The organism is Streptomyces chromofuscus, from assembly GCF_015160875.1.
In the GTDB taxonomy this organism is placed as follows: domain Bacteria; phylum Actinomycetota; class Actinomycetes; order Streptomycetales; family Streptomycetaceae; genus Streptomyces; species Streptomyces chromofuscus.
Genome location: NZ_CP063374.1, coordinates 3,872,508 through 3,888,470, shown reverse-complemented (window position 1 = coordinate 3,888,470; position 15,963 = coordinate 3,872,508). Strand labels below are relative to the sequence as shown.

The following is a 15,963-nucleotide window of genomic DNA, read 5'->3' as shown; positions in this document are numbered from 1 at the left end:
GCCCTGGTTTCTGAGTACCGACCGAATGTGACGCCGTCAAGGCGGCGCAGAGGGCCACGGACACCGGGCCAGGGGCCCGGCCCGCACAACGGAGCCCGGGTTCCGAGGAACCCGGGCTCGCCGACGAGAAACGCGATCAAGACTGAGGCCCGCTCCCTTGCGGGGCGGGCCTCAGTCTTCTTGCGGTCCTGACGGGATTTGAACCCGCGGCCTCCACCTTGACAGGGTGGCGAGCACTCCAAACTGCTCCACAGGACCAGGTTTCGCGGCGCGATTTCTGCGTTGCGCTGCGAGAAGAGACTGTACAGGAGCCGCGGCGCCTGGTCGAACTCACTCAGCGTGCGGGTGCCGTTACGGCGCCGCCGCGTCGATCGCCTTCACGATCCGCTTGTCCGACACGGGGTACGCCGTGCCCAGCGCGTGCGCGAAGTAGCTGACCCGGAGCTCCTCGATCATCCAGCGGATCTCCAGGACGGAGGCGGGCACCGGGCGGCCCTGCGGCATCTGCTCCAGCAGCCACGCGTACTCGTCCTGCATCTCGTGGACCTTCTCCATGCGCGTGGTGTCCCGCTGCACGTTCGTCGCCATCTGCTGCAGGCGGCGGTCCGCGGCCACCAGGTAGCGCATGAGGTGCCCGAGGCGGCCCAGGCCGCTCTCCGTCACGAAGCCGGGCTTCACCAGGGCGTCCAGCTGCTTGCGCACGTCCTGGAGGTTCGGCAGCAGCGCGGGGCTGCGTACGGCCTTCAGACGGCGCTCACAGGCCTGCCAGGCGGCGAGGACCTGCTGGACCTGGTCCACCGTCCGCACGGTCGTGTCGACGATCTCGGCGCGCACCTTGTCGTAGAGCTTGCGGTACGACTCCTCGTCCCACGCCGGCCCCCCGAAGTCGGCGATGAGCTTGTCCGCCGCCGCCGTGGCGCAGTCGTCGAACAGGGCCTGGATGGAGCCGTGCGGGTTGGCGGAGAGGGCGAGCTTCTGAGCGTTGGTCAGCTTCTCGGATGCGAACTTCGCGGGATTGACCGGGATGTTGCGCAGGATGAGCCGGCGCGTGCCCTTCCACATCGCCTCCGCCTGTTCCGCCTCCGTGTCGAAGAGGCGTACGGAGACCGTGTTCGCCGCCGGGCCGTCGTCGACGAGCGCCGGGTACGCCTTCACCGGCTGGCCGGCGCGCCGGGTCTCGAAGACGCGGCTGAGGGTGCCGATGGTCCAGTCGGTGAGGCCCCCGCGCTCGACGGACTCGCCGCCCTGGCGCTCCGCGGTGGCCGCGGCGGCCTGCGACAGGGCCTTGCGGGCCTTGGGCTTCAGCTGGAGCTTCAGCGCCTCCAGGTCCTTGTCCTCGGCGAGCTTGCGGCGCCGCTCGTCGACGATGCGGAAGGTGATGCGCAGGTGGTCGGGGACCTTGGACCAGTCGAAGTCGTCAGCGGTGAAGGGCACACCGACCATCCGCTTCAGCTCGCGCGCCATGGTGGTGGTGAGCGGCTCCTGGAGGGGCACCGCCGTGTCCAGGAAGCGCTTCGCGAAGTTCGGCGCGGGGACGTAGTTGCGCCGGATCGGCTTGGGCAGGGAGCGGATGAGTTCCGTCACCACCTCCTCCCGCAGGCCCGGGATCTGCCAGTCGAAGCCCTCGTCGGTGACCTGGTTGAGGACCTGGAGCGGGATGTGGACGGTCACGCCGTCGGCGTCCGCGCCCGGCTCGAACTGGTAGGTGACGCGGAACTTCAAAGGGCCCTGCCGCCAGGAGTCCGGGTAGTCGGCCTTGGTGACCGCCTCCGCCGACTCGCGGATGAGCATCTCGCGCTCGAAGTCGAGGAAGTCGGGCTGCTCGTGCCGCTTGCGCTTCCACCAGGAGTCGAAGTGCGCGCCGGAGACGACGTGTTCGGGGACCCGCTGGTCGTAGAAGTCGAACAGCGTCTCGTCGTCGACGACGATGTCCCGGCGCCGGGCGCGGTGCTCCAGCTCCTCGACCTCGCTGAGGAGTCTGCGGTTGTCGGCGAAGAACTTGTGGTGCGTGCGCCAGTCGCCCTCGACCAGGGCGTTGCGGATGAACAGCTCGCGGCTGACCTCGGGGTCGATGCGACCGTAGTTGACCTTGCGCTGCGCGACGATCGGCACGCCGTACAGCGTGACCTTCTCGTACGCCATCACGGCCGCCTGGTCCTTCTCCCAGTGCGGCTCGGAGTACGTGCGCTTGATCAGGTGGCCGGCGAGGGGCTCGACCCACTCGGGCTCGATCTTGGCGTTGACGCGGGCCCAGAGGCGGCTCGTCTCCACCAGCTCGGCGGACATCACGAAGCGCGGCTGCTTCTTGAAGAGGGCGGAGCCGGGGAAGAGCGCGAACTTGGCGTTGCGGGCGCCCAGGTACTCGTTCTTGTTGCCGTCCTTCACGTCCTTCATGCCGATGTGCGAGAGCAGACCGGCGAGGAGGGAGACGTGGACGCGGTCGGCGGGGGCGTCGTCCTCGTTGAGGTGGATGCCCATCTGCTTGGCGACCGTGCGCAGCTGGGAGTAGATGTCCTGCCATTCGCGGATGCGCAGGAAGTTGAGGTACTCCTGCTTGCACATGCGGCGGAAGGACGACGAACCGCGTTCCTTCTGCTGCTCGCGGATGTACCGCCACAGGTTGAGGTAGGCGAGGAAGTCGCTCGTCTCGTCCTTGAAGCGGGCGTGCTGCTGGTCCGCCTGGGTCTGCTTGTCGGCGGGACGCTCGCGCGGGTCCTGGATGGACAGCGCGGCCGCTATGACCATGACCTCGCGGACGCAGCCGTTCCTGTCGGCCTCCAGGACCATGCGGGCCAGGCGCGGGTCGACGGGCAGCTGGGCGAGTTTGCGGCCGGTGTCCGTGAGGCGCTTGCGCGGGTCCTTCTGGGCGGGGTCCAGCGCGCCCAGTTCCTGCAGGAGCTGGACGCCGTCGCGGATGTTGCGGTGGTCCGGCGGGTCGATGAAGGGGAACTTCTCGATGTCACCGAGGCCGGCGGCGGTCATCTGGAGGATGACGCTCGCCAGGTTGGTGCGCAGGATCTCCGCGTCCGTGAACTCCGGGCGGGCCTCGAAGTCCTCCTCGCTGTAGAGGCGGATGCAGATGCCGTCGCTGGTGCGTCCGCAGCGGCCCTTGCGCTGGTTGGCGCTGGCCTGGGAGATCGGCTCGATCGGCAGGCGCTGGACCTTGGTGCGGTGGCTGTAGCGGCTGATGCGGGCGAAGCCGGGGTCGATGACGTACTTGATGCCCGGGACGGTGAGGGAGGTCTCGGCGACGTTGGTGGCCAGCACGATCCTGCGTCCGGTGTGCGGCTGGAAGACGCGGTGCTGCTCGGCGTGGGAGAGGCGGGCGTACAGCGGCAGGATCTCCGTGAAGCGGTACTGCTTCCTGGTGAGCGCGTCCGCGGTGTCCCGGATCTCGCGTTCACCGGAGAGGAAGACGAGGACGTCGCCCTTGCCCTCGGCCATGAGCTCCTCGACGGCGTCCGTGATCGCGGTGATCTGGTCGCGGTCGGTGTCCTCGGAGTCCTCCTCGAGGAGAGGGCGGTAGCGCACCTCCACGGGGTACGTCCGGCCGCTGACCTCGATGATCGGGGCGTCGCCGAAGTGCCGGGAGAACCGCTCGGGGTCGATGGTCGCGGAGGTGATGACGACCTTGAGGTCGGGCCGCTTCGGCAGCAGCTGCGCGAGGTAGCCGAGCAGGAAGTCGATGTTGAGGGACCGCTCGTGGGCCTCGTCGATGATGATCGTGTCGTAGGCGCGCAGCTCGCGGTCGGTCTGGATCTCGGCGAGCAGGATGCCGTCGGTCATCAGCTTCACGAAGGTGCCGTCCGGGTTCACCTGATCGGTGAAGCGGACCTTCCAGCCGACGGCCTCGCCGAGGGGGGTGTCGATCTCCTCGGCCACGCGTTCGGCGACGGTGCGGGCGGCGATACGGCGGGGCTGGGTGTGGCCGATCATGCCGCGGACGCCCCGGCCCAGCTCCAGGCAGATCTTCGGGATCTGCGTCGTCTTGCCGGAGCCCGTCTCGCCGGCGACGATCACGACCTGGTGGTCGCGGATGGCGTCGGCGATCTCGTCCTTCTTCTGGCTGACCGGGAGCTGCGGCGGATAGGTGACCGCGGGTACGCGGGCCCGCCGGTCGGCCATGCGTGCCACGGCCTTCTCGATTTCCGCCTCGATCTCGCCGAGGACGGCGGCCCGGGCCTCCGGCTTGCGGACCTTGCGTGCGCCTTCCAGCCTGCGTCCGAGCCGGTGCGCGTCGCGCAGGGAGAGGTCGGTCAGGCGGGCGGCGAGGGCAGGCTGCGTAGACATACGGCTTCCAGGATCTCATCCCCGGGAAATCCCTGGCGAACGATTTCATCCGGGGCCTGGGGCCCGTTGCGGGGGGATGGGCGGAGGGCGCGGGCTGGCCGTAGGGGCCGTCCGTACGGTGGAGCCGTTCCTCACCGGGTGCCGACGCGTGGCTGGGCCGTTCCCCCGCCGACCGGGTGGGCCTGGGCCATGGCACAGGGCCGATGCCGCCCTCCAGGGTCGTGCGGTGTTCAAAACGGGGGTTCCAGCGGGCGAGGACCTCGTTGGCGAGGTGCGGGCCGGCAGGATGTCCGCGTCGTAGCGCACCCCGATGCCGGGGGCCGGCAGCTGCGCGGTCTGCGCGAGCGGATCCGCCGACGACCGCTGCACACCTTTGACGTGGGCGGCGTGAGAAAGCCCCTCCCCGGTCGTATCGGGCAGGGGCTCGTGTCACGGACCTGATCACACCGCGTGCGGACGTGCTGTGCCGACTGCCGGTGTCCGCCGCTGCCGGCGTACGCCCGGAAGCGACTGCCCACGGCGGCGGACGAGGGCAGCAGTGTCCCTGGGCCCCGGACCGCCTTATGGCGTGCGCGGTGCTACCTCTTCGGCAGGAGCTCCGGCCTCAGCATGAGGTCACGCAGCTGCTCACGTCCCAACGGCGTCGTCTTCAGCAGCGGACCCAGCTTGTTCTTCCCCTGGAATCCGGAACTGTCACGGACCGCGAGGATCCGGCCGTCCGGGAGTGTCAGGCGGCCGACGAGTTCCGGTCCCCAGGTCGGGTAGCCCGTGGCGACGGGGCTCACGGTCGGGGAGACGCCGCCGGGGCTCGTGCTCGGGGAGACACGGCCGGGGCGGGCCGTGGCGTCTTCCCGCCAGATGGTGAGGACACGCCCGTCCGGCAACTGCTCGCGCACGCAGTCGATGCGGCCGCCGTCCGGTCCGCAGAGGTCGGACGGCATTCCCTTGCCGCCGGTCTTGGCGTCGATGTACTCGTGGGTCATGATCCTGATGTGCAGGTAGCCGACACCCCCGTCACGGCGAACCGCGTACTCGCCGTCCAGCGGTCCCACGTGCCGCCCCTCGGCGTGCTTGGCGTCCGCCTGCTTGAGCAGCACCGCCCAGGAGACTTGCTCGATCTTCCCGACTTCCGGGGGCAGCAGCTTCGCCAGCTTCTTCGCCTGGCCGCTGCCGCCCGTCAGTTCGGTCGGCGCGGCCACCGACGCTTCGCCGGACTCCTGTCCCACCGTCCCCGGGACGATCGCCAGTCCCGCCGCGACGACGGCGAGTGCCGCACCGCTCACCACGGCGCGGCGCCGCCACCGGATGTGGGAAGCCTTCGTGTAGACCGCGTCCGTCGTGACGGCGGGTCGCCCCGCTTCGTCTGCGGCCCGCCCCAGCAGCGTCCGTACCTCTGTTTCGTTCATGCCCATGCCATCTCCTCCCGCATCTCGGCGCGCAGCGCCGCCAATCCCCGAGCCGCATGGCTCTTGACCGTGTTCACGCGCATGCCGAGCAACTCCGCCGTGGCCTCGACGCTCAGGTCCTCCCAGTAGCGCAGCACCAGCACGGCGCGCTGCTTGGGGGTGAGGCGGGCGAGGGCCGCACGGACCATCAGGCCGGTGTCCGCGTCGGCCGTCGGTGAGGCCCGGTCGGGTAGTTCGCCGTATGCGTGTTCGCGCCGCCAGAAGCGGCGCCGGGCGGCGATGAAGGTGTTGACCAGGGTCTTGCGTGCGTACGCCTCGAGGTTGTCGAGGCGGCCCAGACGCCTGCCGCCGAGCACCACCTTCACCAGGGTCGTCTGCACCAAGTCCTCGGCCTCGTCGCGATCACCGCAAAGCAGATAGGCACTGCGGAAGAGCGCCGTACGCCGACCCTCGACGAAGGCGCGCAGCGCATCATCGCCGGTCACCATCCCGCCCCTTTCCCGGTCCGCCCGCGCGGACCGTCCCACTACTCCAGTGCGGTGGGACGGCCGGGGGGTTGCGTGAGCCGGGAGGCGAGTCTCGGAGCAGCCCCGCGCACGGTCCGGCTGACCGCTGGACGCGGCGACCGGCATCGCAGCCACCGACCTGCGCTCGCGTCGCACTGGACGCAGTGCGGAAGGTCTTCGGTGGACTGGGCGACAGTCGGCCGACTCGTCGGCCTACGGACAGCAAAACGCCCGCTCCGAGGACCCTCGGAGCGGGCGTTTTCCCTTTTCGGGCTGTGGCTGGGGCCGGGGTCGAACCGGCGACCTTCCGCTTTTCAGGCGGACGCTCGTACCAACTGAGCTACCCAGCCACGGGGTTTGTGAGACCCCGAGCGGTCCTGACGGGATTTGAACCCGCGGCCTCCACCTTGACAGGGTGGCGAGCACTCCAAACTGCTCCACAGGACCAGGCTGTTGCGTACGACAGTGTCGCACACGGCGATGTGGGTCTCCAAAATGAGTGGAAGAAATCCGCCGGGAGTTGGCTTCCCTTTGGCTGACCTGCACTTTCTTGGTGCCCGATGTCGCTGGATCAGCATATCAGAGGGTGGGTGGTGCCCTGTACCGGTTATTTCCGCGGCGGCCGACGAGGCGGGTGTGGCGGGCGTGGCGGGATCTTGTGCGGGGCGGGTGGGTGCCGCGCGGCGTACGACAAAAAACCCACTCCCGTGCCGGGAGTGGGTTCATGCAATGCGTCTGCGCTGGTGCCCCCAACGGGATTCGAACCCGTGCTACCGCCTTGAAAGGGCGGCGTCCTAGGCCGCTAGACGATGAGGGCTATCGGCCCGCCTGGGCGCTTCACAGCGCGTCGGGGACGAGAGAAGCATATGGGATGGCGGGAGGGATCGCCAAAACGGTTTACGGACTGCGCCGGGGAGACGGCGTGGGGGAGGGGGACGGCGAGCGGGCGGCCCCCGGCTGGTTCTCCTCCACCAGGTGGCGGCTGACCTCCGCCGTCGTGAGGCCGAGGCCGCCCAGGCGGATCGCGTCCCAGGCCTGGAGGCGGCGGGTGTCACGGTCGAGGTAGAGGATCGACGCCTCGATCGGGTCGGGGTGCTTGCCCTCCACCGCGCGCAGTCCGCTGCCCCCGGTCGACCCCTCGACGCGCAGCCGGGTGCCGTACGGCAGCACCTCCATCTCCTGGTGGTGCACATGACCCGCCAGGACCAGCGGCACCTCGCCGTCCGTCTGCCGGGCGGCCTGCGGTTCGTGGGCCACCGCCACGTCCACCGGGGTGCCGGCGGCACGCTGGTCGCGCAGGGCGGTGGCCAGGCGGGCGCCGGCCAGCTCCTGGGTGGCCTCGGCGCCGGCCTTGTTGGTGCGGTCCGGGGTGAACTGGGGATCGCCGATGCCCGCGAACCGCAGGCCCGCGACGGACACCGCCCGGCCGTCGTCCAGGACGTGCACGTTCTTCAGGTCGTCCAGGTAGCGCTGCGTGATCCGGGAGTCGTGGTTGCCGCGGACCCAGACGTACGGGGCGCCGAGGTCCTCGATCGGGTCCAGGAAGCCGTTCTCCGCCGACGTGCCGTGGTCCATGGTGTCGCCGGAGTCGACGATCACGTCCACCTCGTACTGCTCCACCAGCGAGGCGACGATCTTCCAGCTCGCCGGGTTGAGGTGGATGTCCGAGACGTGCAGCACGCGGATGGTCGTCGGGTCCGGCCGGTACGCGGGGAGCGTGGAGGTGGCGTCGTACAGCTTCGTCACGTTGGTCACCAGGCGCGCCAGTTCCCGTTGGTAGACGTCGAACTCGGTGACGATGCTGCGGGCGTCGCCGACCAGGGAGGGGGCGGAGGAGAGCAGGCCCGAGAACCTCGGTTCCAGCACCGACTTGGGGTTCCAGGTGGCGTACGCGGTCGCGCCCGAGGCCGCGAGCAGGGTGAGCGCCAGGCCGCCGGCCGCGAGGGCGCGGCCCGGGCGGCGGTAGACGGCGAGGCCGAGGGCGGTCGCGCCCGCGACGACCGCCACGCAGGAGCGCACGGCCAGGTCGAGCGCGCCGTGGCCGACGTCCCGGGCGACCTCGTCCTGCAGGCCGGAGAGGCGTTCGGGGTGGTCGACCAGGGCCTGGGAGCGGTCGGGGTCGAGCTGGTCGACGTTCACGTCCAGCCGGACGGGGGCGATGTGGCTGTCCAGGTGCAGGGCGCCCAGCGGCGAGATGTTGATCTTCGTGCCGCCGGTGAGGGACGGGCGCAGGGTCATCGTCGTGTCCATCGGGCCGACGGGGACCCGGACGTTGCCGACGACCAGCAGACCCAGCCAGGCGCCCAGCAGGACGACGGCCACGAGCCCGAGGGCCCGGGTCCAGCGGTTGGCGGGTGGGGGGACGAGTTCGACTCGGGCGGCGGGACGGGGACGGCGGGTGGGTCGCAGACGGCTCATCGTGTTCCGGACGGCGGCGGGGACGCGGGCCATTGGTCCCGTATGCCCATGTCCCCGGGTGGATATGCGAGCCCGGGCGGGTCGTACGGGCGGTGGTGGCTGGGTCTCGTTCGGGGTGTCGTACCGGACAATGGGCCTGTGCTGGAGATGACGCGCGAGGAGTTCGAGGAACTGGTCGCCGAGGCGCTGGACCGGATCCCGCCGGAGCTGACGCGGCTGATGGACAACGTCGCGGTGTTCGTCGAGGACGAACCGCCCGCCGACGATCCCGAGCTGCTCGGGCTGTACGAGGGGACGCCGCTGACCGAACGCGGGGAGTGGTACGCGGGGGTGCTGCCGGACCGGATCACCATCTACCGGGGGCCGACGCTGCGGATCTGCGAGTCCCGCGAGGACGTCGTCGCGGAGACCGAGATCACGGTCGTGCACGAGATCGCCCACCACTTCGGTATCGACGACGCGCGGCTGCACGCGCTGGGATACGGGTAACGGGGCGCGTGTCCTCTTGTGGGCGGCGGGAGTTGGGCAGGTTGACTCCATCACCCCGCCTCGGAGGTGGCTGCTCGTGCGCCCCTTGTACGTACCTGTCCGCCTGGCCGCCGCCGTCGTGGCCGTCGCCGCTGCCGCCGGCTGTATGAGTGTGGGTGACGACGACGGCGACCGGGCCAGGCCGTCGCACTCGGCGGGATCCAGGGGCGGCGAGGCCCCCGACGGATGGTCGGGCGGGTCCGGCGGCGGTCTCGCGGGCGGCGGGGCCGCGGGCGGAGGGCAGGCCGGGCGTGGCAAGGACGCGAAGGGCGGCCGCTCGGCGGGGCCGGGTGAGAAGCCCCAGCCGTCCGGGTCGGCGAAGGCGCCGGGGGCGAGTGCGCCGGCGTCGGTCCCGGCGAAGCCCGGGCACACTCCCGAGCCGGGCGACCCGCCGCCTCCGTCCGACCCGCCGCCCACCCGCACCACCCCGGCGTCGGAACCGCCCCCGCCGTCGCCCGAACCGCCGTCCTCGCCGGAGCCGACGGCCGCGGAGCCGTCCTCGTCGGCGCACGAGGAGACGGGACCGCAACTGGTCCACCGCGAGCCGGCGCCGGAGGCGGGGGCGCCGGTGTAGGTCGGGCCGACGGCGGGGGGTGCGGCCGACGTCTCGGGGTGCGGGCCGAGCTCTCGGTGCGGGTGTGCGTCCGCGGTGTCGGGACGCGGTGCGGTGCGGCCCGTGCGGCGTGTGGCGGGGCCCGTACAGCGGTGCGGCGAGAGCCCGTGCGGAGGCAGGTACGGGCAGCCGGAGTGCGCCGTGTGACGCGGTCGTCGCGGACCCGGTTTGCGTTTCGGGGTGGTGGGTGCGTATGGTGGTAGATCGTTTGATCCCATTTGCCCGGCGCCACCGCAGAGCGCGCCGTGTGGCGCGTACTCTCCCTTGCCGTGGCGGACCGCATTGAGGCGGTCGTGTGCGAATCACGGAGTTGACGGGCGCGTGCCGATGAGACTCCGGAAGGTTTCGCATACGTATGTCCATCGCCAGTACTGATCACTCCGTCGTGCCCGCGGGCGACGACCAGTCCCCCGAGATCACCTTCGCCGACCTCGGCCTGCCCGAGGGCGTCGTGCGCAAGCTCGCGCAGAACGGCGTGACCACGCCCTTCCCGATCCAGGCCGCGACCATCCCGGACGCCCTGGCCGGCAAGGACATCCTCGGCCGTGGCCGCACCGGCTCCGGCAAGACCCTCTCCTTCGGCCTGCCGGCCCTGACCCGGCTGGCCGGCGGCCGCACCGAGAAGCACCGTCCGCGCGCCGTCATCCTCACCCCCACCCGCGAGCTCGCGATGCAGGTCGCGGACGCGCTGCAGCCGTACGGCGACCAGCTCGGCCTGAAGATGAAGGTCGTGTGCGGCGGTACCTCCATGGGCAACCAGATCTACGCCCTGGAGCGCGGTGTGGACGTCCTGGTCGCCACCCCCGGCCGGCTGCGCGACATCATCAACCGCGGCGCGTGCTCCCTGGAGGACGTCGAGGTCGCCGTCCTGGACGAGGCCGACCAGATGTCCGACCTGGGCTTCCTGCCCGAGGTGACGGAGCTGCTGGACCAGGTCCCGGTGGGCGGCCAGCGGATGCTGTTCTCCGCGACGATGGAGAACGAGATCCAGACCCTCGTCGACCGGTACCTGAACGAGCCGGTCTCCCACGAGGTCGACGCGGCCCAGGGCGCGGTGACGACCATGTCGCACCACATCCTGATCGTGAAGCCCAAGGACAAGGCGCCGGTCACCGCCGCGATCGCCTCCCGCAAGGGCCGCACCATCATCTTCGTCCGCACCCAGCTGGGCGCCGACCGCGTCGCCGAGCAGCTGCGCGACGCCGGTGCCAAGGCCGAGGCGCTGCACGGCGGCATGACGCAGGGCGCCCGGACCCGGACGCTGGCCGACTTCAAGGACGGGTACGTCAACGTGCTCGTCGCCACCGACGTCGCGGCCCGCGGCATCCACGTCGACGGGATCGACCTGGTGCTGAACGTCGACCCCGCCGGTGACCACAAGGACTACCTGCACCGGGCCGGCCGTACGGCGCGCGCCGGGCGCACCGGCACGGTCGTGTCGCTCGCCCTGCCGCACCAGCGCCGCCAGATCTTCCGCCTGATGGAGGACGCGGGCGTCGACGCCTCGCGCCACATCATCCAGGGCGCCGGTGCGTTCGACCCCGAGGTCGCCGAGATCACCGGTGCCCGGTCGATGACCGAGGTCCAGGCCGAGTCCGCGGGCAACGCCGCGCAGCAGGCGGAGCGCGAGGTCGCCCAGCTGACCAAGCAGCTGGAGCGGGCGCAGCGGCGCGCCGCCGAGCTGCGTGAGGAGGCCGACCGGCTGGTCGCCCGGGTCGCCCGCGAGCGGGGCGAGGACCCGCAGGCTGCGGTGGCCGAGGCACAGGCCGCGGTCGCCGAGACGGCCGAGGCGCCGGACGTGATCGAGGTGTCGGTGCCGGAGCAGGCGGCGGCGCGGGACGTCGAGCGGTTCGAGCGGCCGGAGCGTGCGGGGAGCTCCTCGTCGTACGAGCGCCGGGACCGTCGTGACGGTGACCGTGGTGGCTTCCGCCGGGACGAGCGCCGGGACAACGACCGTGGCGGGCGTTCCTTCGACCGTCGTGACGGCGAGCGCGGTGGCCGTTCCTTCGAGCGTCGTGACGGTGACCGTGGTGGCTTCCGCCGGGACGAGCGCCGGGACAACGACCGCGGTGGCCGTTCCTTCGAGCGTCGTGACGGTGACCGTGGTGGCTTCCGCCGGGACGAGCGCCGGGACAACGACCGTGGCGGGCGTTCCTTCGACCGTCGTGACGGCGAGCGCGGCGGTCGTTCCTTCGAGCGTCGTGACGACCGCGGCGGCTTCCGCCGGGACGAGCGTCCCGCCCGCTCCTTCGACCGGCGTGACGAGCGCGGCGGCCACCGGGGCAGCGACCGTCCGTTCAACCGGGACCGTCAGGGCGACCGCCCCGGCTTCCGCACCGGCGGTCACGAGCGCCCGTACGGCCGTCGTGACGACCACCGTGGCGGCGGCTCCTTCGGGCGCCGTGAGGACAAGCCGCGCTGGAAGCGCAACGGCTGACGCCGCCTGAGCACCGTCAACGCAGCACCATCACACGCCGTGGCCCCCACCGATCCGTCGGTGGGGGCCACGGCGTTGTCCGTGGACGAACAGTTGGTGATCCCTCCCCAGGCTTTCCCCAAAGGTGCGTTGGTGTCAGCAGGATCAGCCGACTTGCGAGACGGGTGTGACGGCCGGGGGGCCACGGGCGCCGTGGGGCGCCCGGACCGTCTCCGCTTCCCGGGGAGGGACTCACTTGGCTCGCCATGGCCACAGACGCCTGCGTTTCGTCGCCGCCTGCGCCGTCCTGGCGGGCGGACTGACCCCGCTCCTGCCGGGTAGCGCCGTCGCGGACACGCCGCAGGAAACGGTGGTGCCGGCCACGCTGCGCAGCACCTACGTCTCGGCCGACCTCTACGCCAACTCGACGTACGCCGGTCACGACGGTGCCGGTGCGCAGGGCGTCTTCCACACGCTGGAGGGCCAGGGGCTGGTCTGGACGCGGTACTCCGACGGCAGGTCCGTGCCCGTGCCCCCGTCGACCGGTGCCGCCTCCTGGTACACCGCGGCGAGCGGTGACACGCTCCAGTACCGCTACCCGGACAACCGGGTCGTCGACCTGTGGAACGCGGTCGACGGCACCAAGCACACCCTCCAGGTTCCCGAGGACCTGGGGCTGCTCACCGCCTACGAGGACCTGGCGATCGCCTACCGCAACGTGACCGACGCCCATGGCGTCGCCCGGCGGGAGATGCACCTGCTGTTCCCGGACGCCGACGGTGGCACGCGGGACGTGCCGGTCACCGGTGTGCCCGAGGGCGTGAACCTCGGTCAGCCCGTGGGCGGGGACGCGGACGGGCTGCTGTTCCGCTCGGGGAAGGACGGGCAGTACCTGACGGTCGAGGCACCGCCGCGGCGGACTGGAAACTGACCGTGCGCGACAGGGTCACCGGCCGGGTCGTCGAGGTGGACGAGGGCGGACCCGCGCGCGGCGAGATGACCGTGGGCTGGGACGGCAACGGCGACGACCGCATCGCCAACGGCACCTACGACTGGACGCTGACGGTCCTCCCGGCGGACGGCGTCGGCGGGCCGCTGGAGACACGGGGCACGGTTCGGCTGTACGACGGCAGCCCGGTGCGCCGCGACCACGTGGGCGCGTCGGGCATCCCCGACGGCGTCGGCGACCTGCTCAGCCTGAACTCGTCCGGGCGGCTGAGCTTCCACCAGGGCACGGGCCGCGGCGGGTTCGCCGAGCGGACCGACGGCGCCGGCTGGCCGGCCGGCGTGAAGGCCGTTCCCCTGGGCGACCTGGACGGCGACCGCTGCAACGACGTCCTGGTCAAGTACAGCGGTGGGACGGTGCGGCGGTACAAGCCGGCCTGCGGCGCCCCGCTGACGCCGTCGACGCCGTACACCACGATCGCGACGGGCACCGGCTGGAACCAGTACGACGTCCTCACCTCGCCCGGCGACGTCACCGGCGACGGCCGGCCCGACCTGATCGCCCGTACCGCCGCCACCGGCGACGGTCTACCTCTACCAGGGCACCAGCACGGGCAAGTTCGCCACCTGGGTGAAGCTGTACGACAACTGGAAGACGTACAAGAAGGTCGTCGGGGCCGGTGACCTGAACGGTGACGGCATCGGTGACCTGGTCGCCCAGGACACGACGAATGCGCTGTACCGCTACTACGGCACCGGCACCGGCACCGGCACCTTCGCCTCGCGGGTGAAGCTGTCCGCGAGCTGGGGCGTGTCGTACAACGTGGTCGTCGGGGCCGGCGACATCACGGGCGACGGGGCGGCCGACCTGGTCGCGCGGGACACCGCCGGCGCGCTGTACCGGATTCCCGGTACGGGGAAGGGGTCGTTCGGGACGCGGGTGAGGATCGGGACGGGCCGGCAGGGTTACAAGGGCCTCTTCTGACGCCCGGGACCCGATCCGCCTGTTGCCGCCGATTGTGACGTGTGTCACGCCCCCGGCGAGGGAATTGCTGGGGGCATGACAGATGACGCGTTGCGCGGCGGGCCGACGGACGAGGAACGTCTGGCCCAGCTCGGTTACACCCAGGTCCTCGCCCGCCGGATGTCGGCGTTCTCCAACTACGCGGTCTCCTTCACGATCATCTCCGTCCTGTCCGGCTGCCTGACCCTGTACCTGTTCGGCATGAACACCGGCGGCCCGGCGGTGATCACCTGGGGCTGGGTCGCGGTCGGTCTGATGACCCTGTTCGTCGGCCTGTCCATGGCCGAGATCTGCTCGGCGTACCCGACGTCGGCGGGCCTGTACTTCTGGGCGCACCGGCTGGCGCCGTCGCGCACGGCCGCCGCGTGGGCGTGGTTCACGGGCTGGTTCAACGTGCTGGGCCAGGTGGCGGTGACGGCGGGCATCGACTTCGGCGCGGCGTCGTTCCTGGGGGCGTACCTGAACCTGCGGTTCGGCTTCGAGGTCACCCCGGGCCGCACGATCCTCCTCTTCGCGGCGATCCTGCTGCTGCACGGACTGCTGAACACCTTCGGCGTGCGCGTCGTCGCCCTGCTGAACAGCGTCAGCGTGTGGTGGCACGTGCTGGGCGTGGCCCTGATCGTCGGCGCGCTGACCTTCGTGCCCGACGACCACCAGCCGGCGTCGTTCGTCTTCGGCGAGTTCGTGAACAACACGGGCTGGGGCAGCAGCGCGTACGTGGTCCTCCTGGGCCTGCTGATGGCCCAGTACACCTTCACCGGCTACGACGCCTCGGCCCACATGACGGAGGAGACGCGGGACGCCTCGACGGCGGGCCCGAAGGGGATCGTCCGCTCCATCTGGACGTCGTGGATAGCCGGGTTCGTCCTGCTGCTGGGCTTCACCTTCGCGATCCAGTCGTACGAGGGGGCGCGCACGTCACCGACCGGAGCGCCACCCGCGCAGATCCTCCTGGACGCGCTGGGCGCCACGGCGGGCGAACTGCTGCTGCTGGTCGTGATCGGCGCCCAGCTGTTCTGCGGCATGGCGTCCGTGACGGCCAACAGCCGCATGATCTACGCCTTCTCGCGCGACGGCGCGCTGCCGTTCTCGCGCCTGTGGCACACGGTGAGCCCGCGCACGCGCACGCCGGTGGCGGCGGTGTGGCTGGCCGCGCTGGGCGCCCTGGCCCTGGGCCTGCCCTACCTGATCAATGTCACGGCGTACGCGGCGGTGACGTCGATCGCGGTGATCGGCCTGTACATCGCGTACGTCATCCCGACGCTGCTGCGCCTGCGCAGGGGCGAGGACTTCGAGCGGGGCCCGTGGCACCTGGGCCGCTGGTCGCGTCCGGTCGGGGTGGTGGCGGTCGGCTGGGTCGGCGTGATCACGGTGCTCTTCATGCTTCCGCAGGTCTCCCCGGTCACCTGGGAGACCTTCAACTACGCCGCCGTCGCCGTCCTCGTCGTCCTCGGCTTCGCCGCCACCTGGTGGCTGGCGTCGGCCCGGCACTGGTTCCTGAACCCGGAGCACGAGCGGACGGCGGCGAGGGAGGCCCGACGGGGGCCGGCCCGGCTCGCGGGACAGGGGGCGGGGCCCGGTCCCGAGGCGCCGGGGACGCGCGAACCGGTGGATCCCTAACACTTCGGGATCCTTCCGCCCCGCGGACGGCCCCGTCCCGCGGATACCCAATCGGCGATGCGGCCTCCTCCGGCTATGCTCGTGGAGGCAACATCGCCTGGGCCCTTAGCTCAATTGGCAGAGCAGTGGACTTTTAATCCATTGGTTGTGGGTTCGAGTCCCACAGGGCCTACCGGTCACGCGAGCAGGGGACTGCC

At 71.2% G+C, this 15,963-nt stretch carries 11 protein-coding genes and 5 tRNA genes; 8 read left to right on the top strand and 8 right to left on the bottom strand.

Translation table 11 applies throughout. The features are described from left to right. Positions 1 to 183: 183 nt before the first annotated feature. The 8 genes from IPT68_RS17495 to IPT68_RS17460 form a co-directional block, all read right to left on the bottom strand. Positions 184 to 258: transfer RNA gene (locus IPT68_RS17495), tRNA-Asp, on the bottom strand. Positions 259 to 351: 93 nt separating this feature from the next. Further along, entirely contained in the window at positions 352 to 4,290 is a 3,939-nt protein-coding gene (gene hrpA / locus IPT68_RS17490) for an ATP-dependent RNA helicase HrpA (protein WP_189696127.1), read from the bottom strand. Between the two features lie 578 nt (positions 4,291 to 4,868). Further along, positions 4,869 to 5,696 (bottom strand): hypothetical protein, encoded by an 828-nt coding sequence (locus IPT68_RS17485; RefSeq protein ID WP_189696128.1) that lies wholly within the window; start codon positions 5,694 to 5,696, stop codon positions 4,869 to 4,871. Further along, positions 5,693 to 6,184 (bottom strand): SigE family RNA polymerase sigma factor, encoded by a 492-nt coding sequence (locus IPT68_RS17480; protein WP_189696129.1) that lies wholly within the window; start codon positions 6,182 to 6,184, stop codon positions 5,693 to 5,695. Before IPT68_RS17480 ends, IPT68_RS17485 begins: the two co-directional genes overlap by 4 nt. A gap of 294 nt (positions 6,185 to 6,478) precedes the next feature. After that, positions 6,479 to 6,552, bottom strand: a tRNA-Phe gene (locus IPT68_RS17475). A gap of 22 nt (positions 6,553 to 6,574) precedes the next feature. Next, positions 6,575 to 6,649: transfer RNA gene (locus IPT68_RS17470), tRNA-Asp, on the bottom strand. A gap of 294 nt (positions 6,650 to 6,943) precedes the next feature. Further along, positions 6,944 to 7,019, bottom strand: a tRNA-Glu gene (locus IPT68_RS17465). Positions 7,020 to 7,099: 80 nt separating this feature from the next. Next, complete coding sequence (locus IPT68_RS17460) at positions 7,100 to 8,653, bottom strand: metallophosphoesterase family protein (RefSeq protein WP_189696130.1); 1,554 nt, start codon at positions 8,651 to 8,653, stop codon at positions 7,100 to 7,102. A gap of 105 nt (positions 8,654 to 8,758) precedes the next feature. Here IPT68_RS17460 and IPT68_RS17455 point away from each other — a divergent pair, with 105 nt between their 5' ends. From IPT68_RS17455 to IPT68_RS17430, 8 genes are all read left to right on the top strand, one after another. Further along, positions 8,759 to 9,109, top strand: a complete 351-nt coding sequence (locus tag IPT68_RS17455) for a metallopeptidase family protein (RefSeq protein WP_189696131.1) — start codon at positions 8,759 to 8,761, stop codon at positions 9,107 to 9,109. A gap of 76 nt (positions 9,110 to 9,185) precedes the next feature. Continuing rightward, positions 9,186 to 9,722, top strand: coding sequence for a hypothetical protein (locus IPT68_RS17450; protein ID WP_189696132.1), 537 nt, complete (start codon positions 9,186 to 9,188; stop codon positions 9,720 to 9,722). 394 nt (positions 9,723 to 10,116) lie between these two features. Then, positions 10,117 to 12,198 (top strand): DEAD/DEAH box helicase, encoded by a 2,082-nt coding sequence (locus IPT68_RS17445; protein ID WP_189696133.1) that lies wholly within the window; start codon positions 10,117 to 10,119, stop codon positions 12,196 to 12,198. A 235-nt stretch (positions 12,199 to 12,433) separates the two neighbouring features. Further along, on the top strand, positions 12,434 to 13,108 hold the full coding sequence (locus IPT68_RS34105) for a hypothetical protein (protein ID WP_228039739.1): 675 nt from the start codon (positions 12,434 to 12,436) through the stop codon (positions 13,106 to 13,108). A 2-nt stretch (positions 13,109 to 13,110) separates the two neighbouring features. After that, positions 13,111 to 13,806, top strand: coding sequence for a hypothetical protein (locus IPT68_RS34100; RefSeq protein ID WP_228039738.1), 696 nt, complete (start codon positions 13,111 to 13,113; stop codon positions 13,804 to 13,806). After that, entirely contained in the window at positions 13,754 to 14,107 is a 354-nt protein-coding gene (locus IPT68_RS34095) for an FG-GAP repeat domain-containing protein (RefSeq protein WP_228039737.1), read from the top strand. The genes IPT68_RS34100 and IPT68_RS34095 overlap by 53 nt, the downstream gene beginning before the upstream one ends. Positions 14,108 to 14,182: 75 nt before the next feature. After that, complete coding sequence (locus IPT68_RS17435; RefSeq protein ID WP_228039736.1) at positions 14,183 to 15,766, top strand: amino acid permease; 1,584 nt, start codon at positions 14,183 to 14,185, stop codon at positions 15,764 to 15,766. 99 nt (positions 15,767 to 15,865) lie between these two features. Next, positions 15,866 to 15,938: transfer RNA gene (locus IPT68_RS17430), tRNA-Lys, on the top strand. Positions 15,939 to 15,963: the final 25 nt, after the last annotated feature.

Excerpts from the sequence above, each read along its gene's own strand:
- hrpA (WP_189696127.1), bottom strand. The coding sequence starts at position 4,290 with ATGTCTACGCAGCCTGCCCTCGCCGCCCGCCTGACCGACCTCTCCCTG.
- IPT68_RS17445 (WP_189696133.1), top strand. The coding sequence starts at position 10,117 with ATGTCCATCGCCAGTACTGATCACTCCGTCGTGCCCGCGGGCGACGAC.
- IPT68_RS17485 (WP_189696128.1), bottom strand. The coding sequence starts at position 5,696 with ATGAACGAAACAGAGGTACGGACGCTGCTGGGGCGGGCCGCAGACGAA.
- IPT68_RS17460 (WP_189696130.1), bottom strand. The coding sequence starts at position 8,653 with ATGGCCCGCGTCCCCGCCGCCGTCCGGAACACGATGAGCCGTCTGCGA.
- IPT68_RS17435 (WP_228039736.1), top strand. The coding sequence starts at position 14,183 with ATGACAGATGACGCGTTGCGCGGCGGGCCGACGGACGAGGAACGTCTG.
- IPT68_RS17480 (WP_189696129.1), bottom strand. The coding sequence starts at position 6,184 with ATGGTGACCGGCGATGATGCGCTGCGCGCCTTCGTCGAGGGTCGGCGT.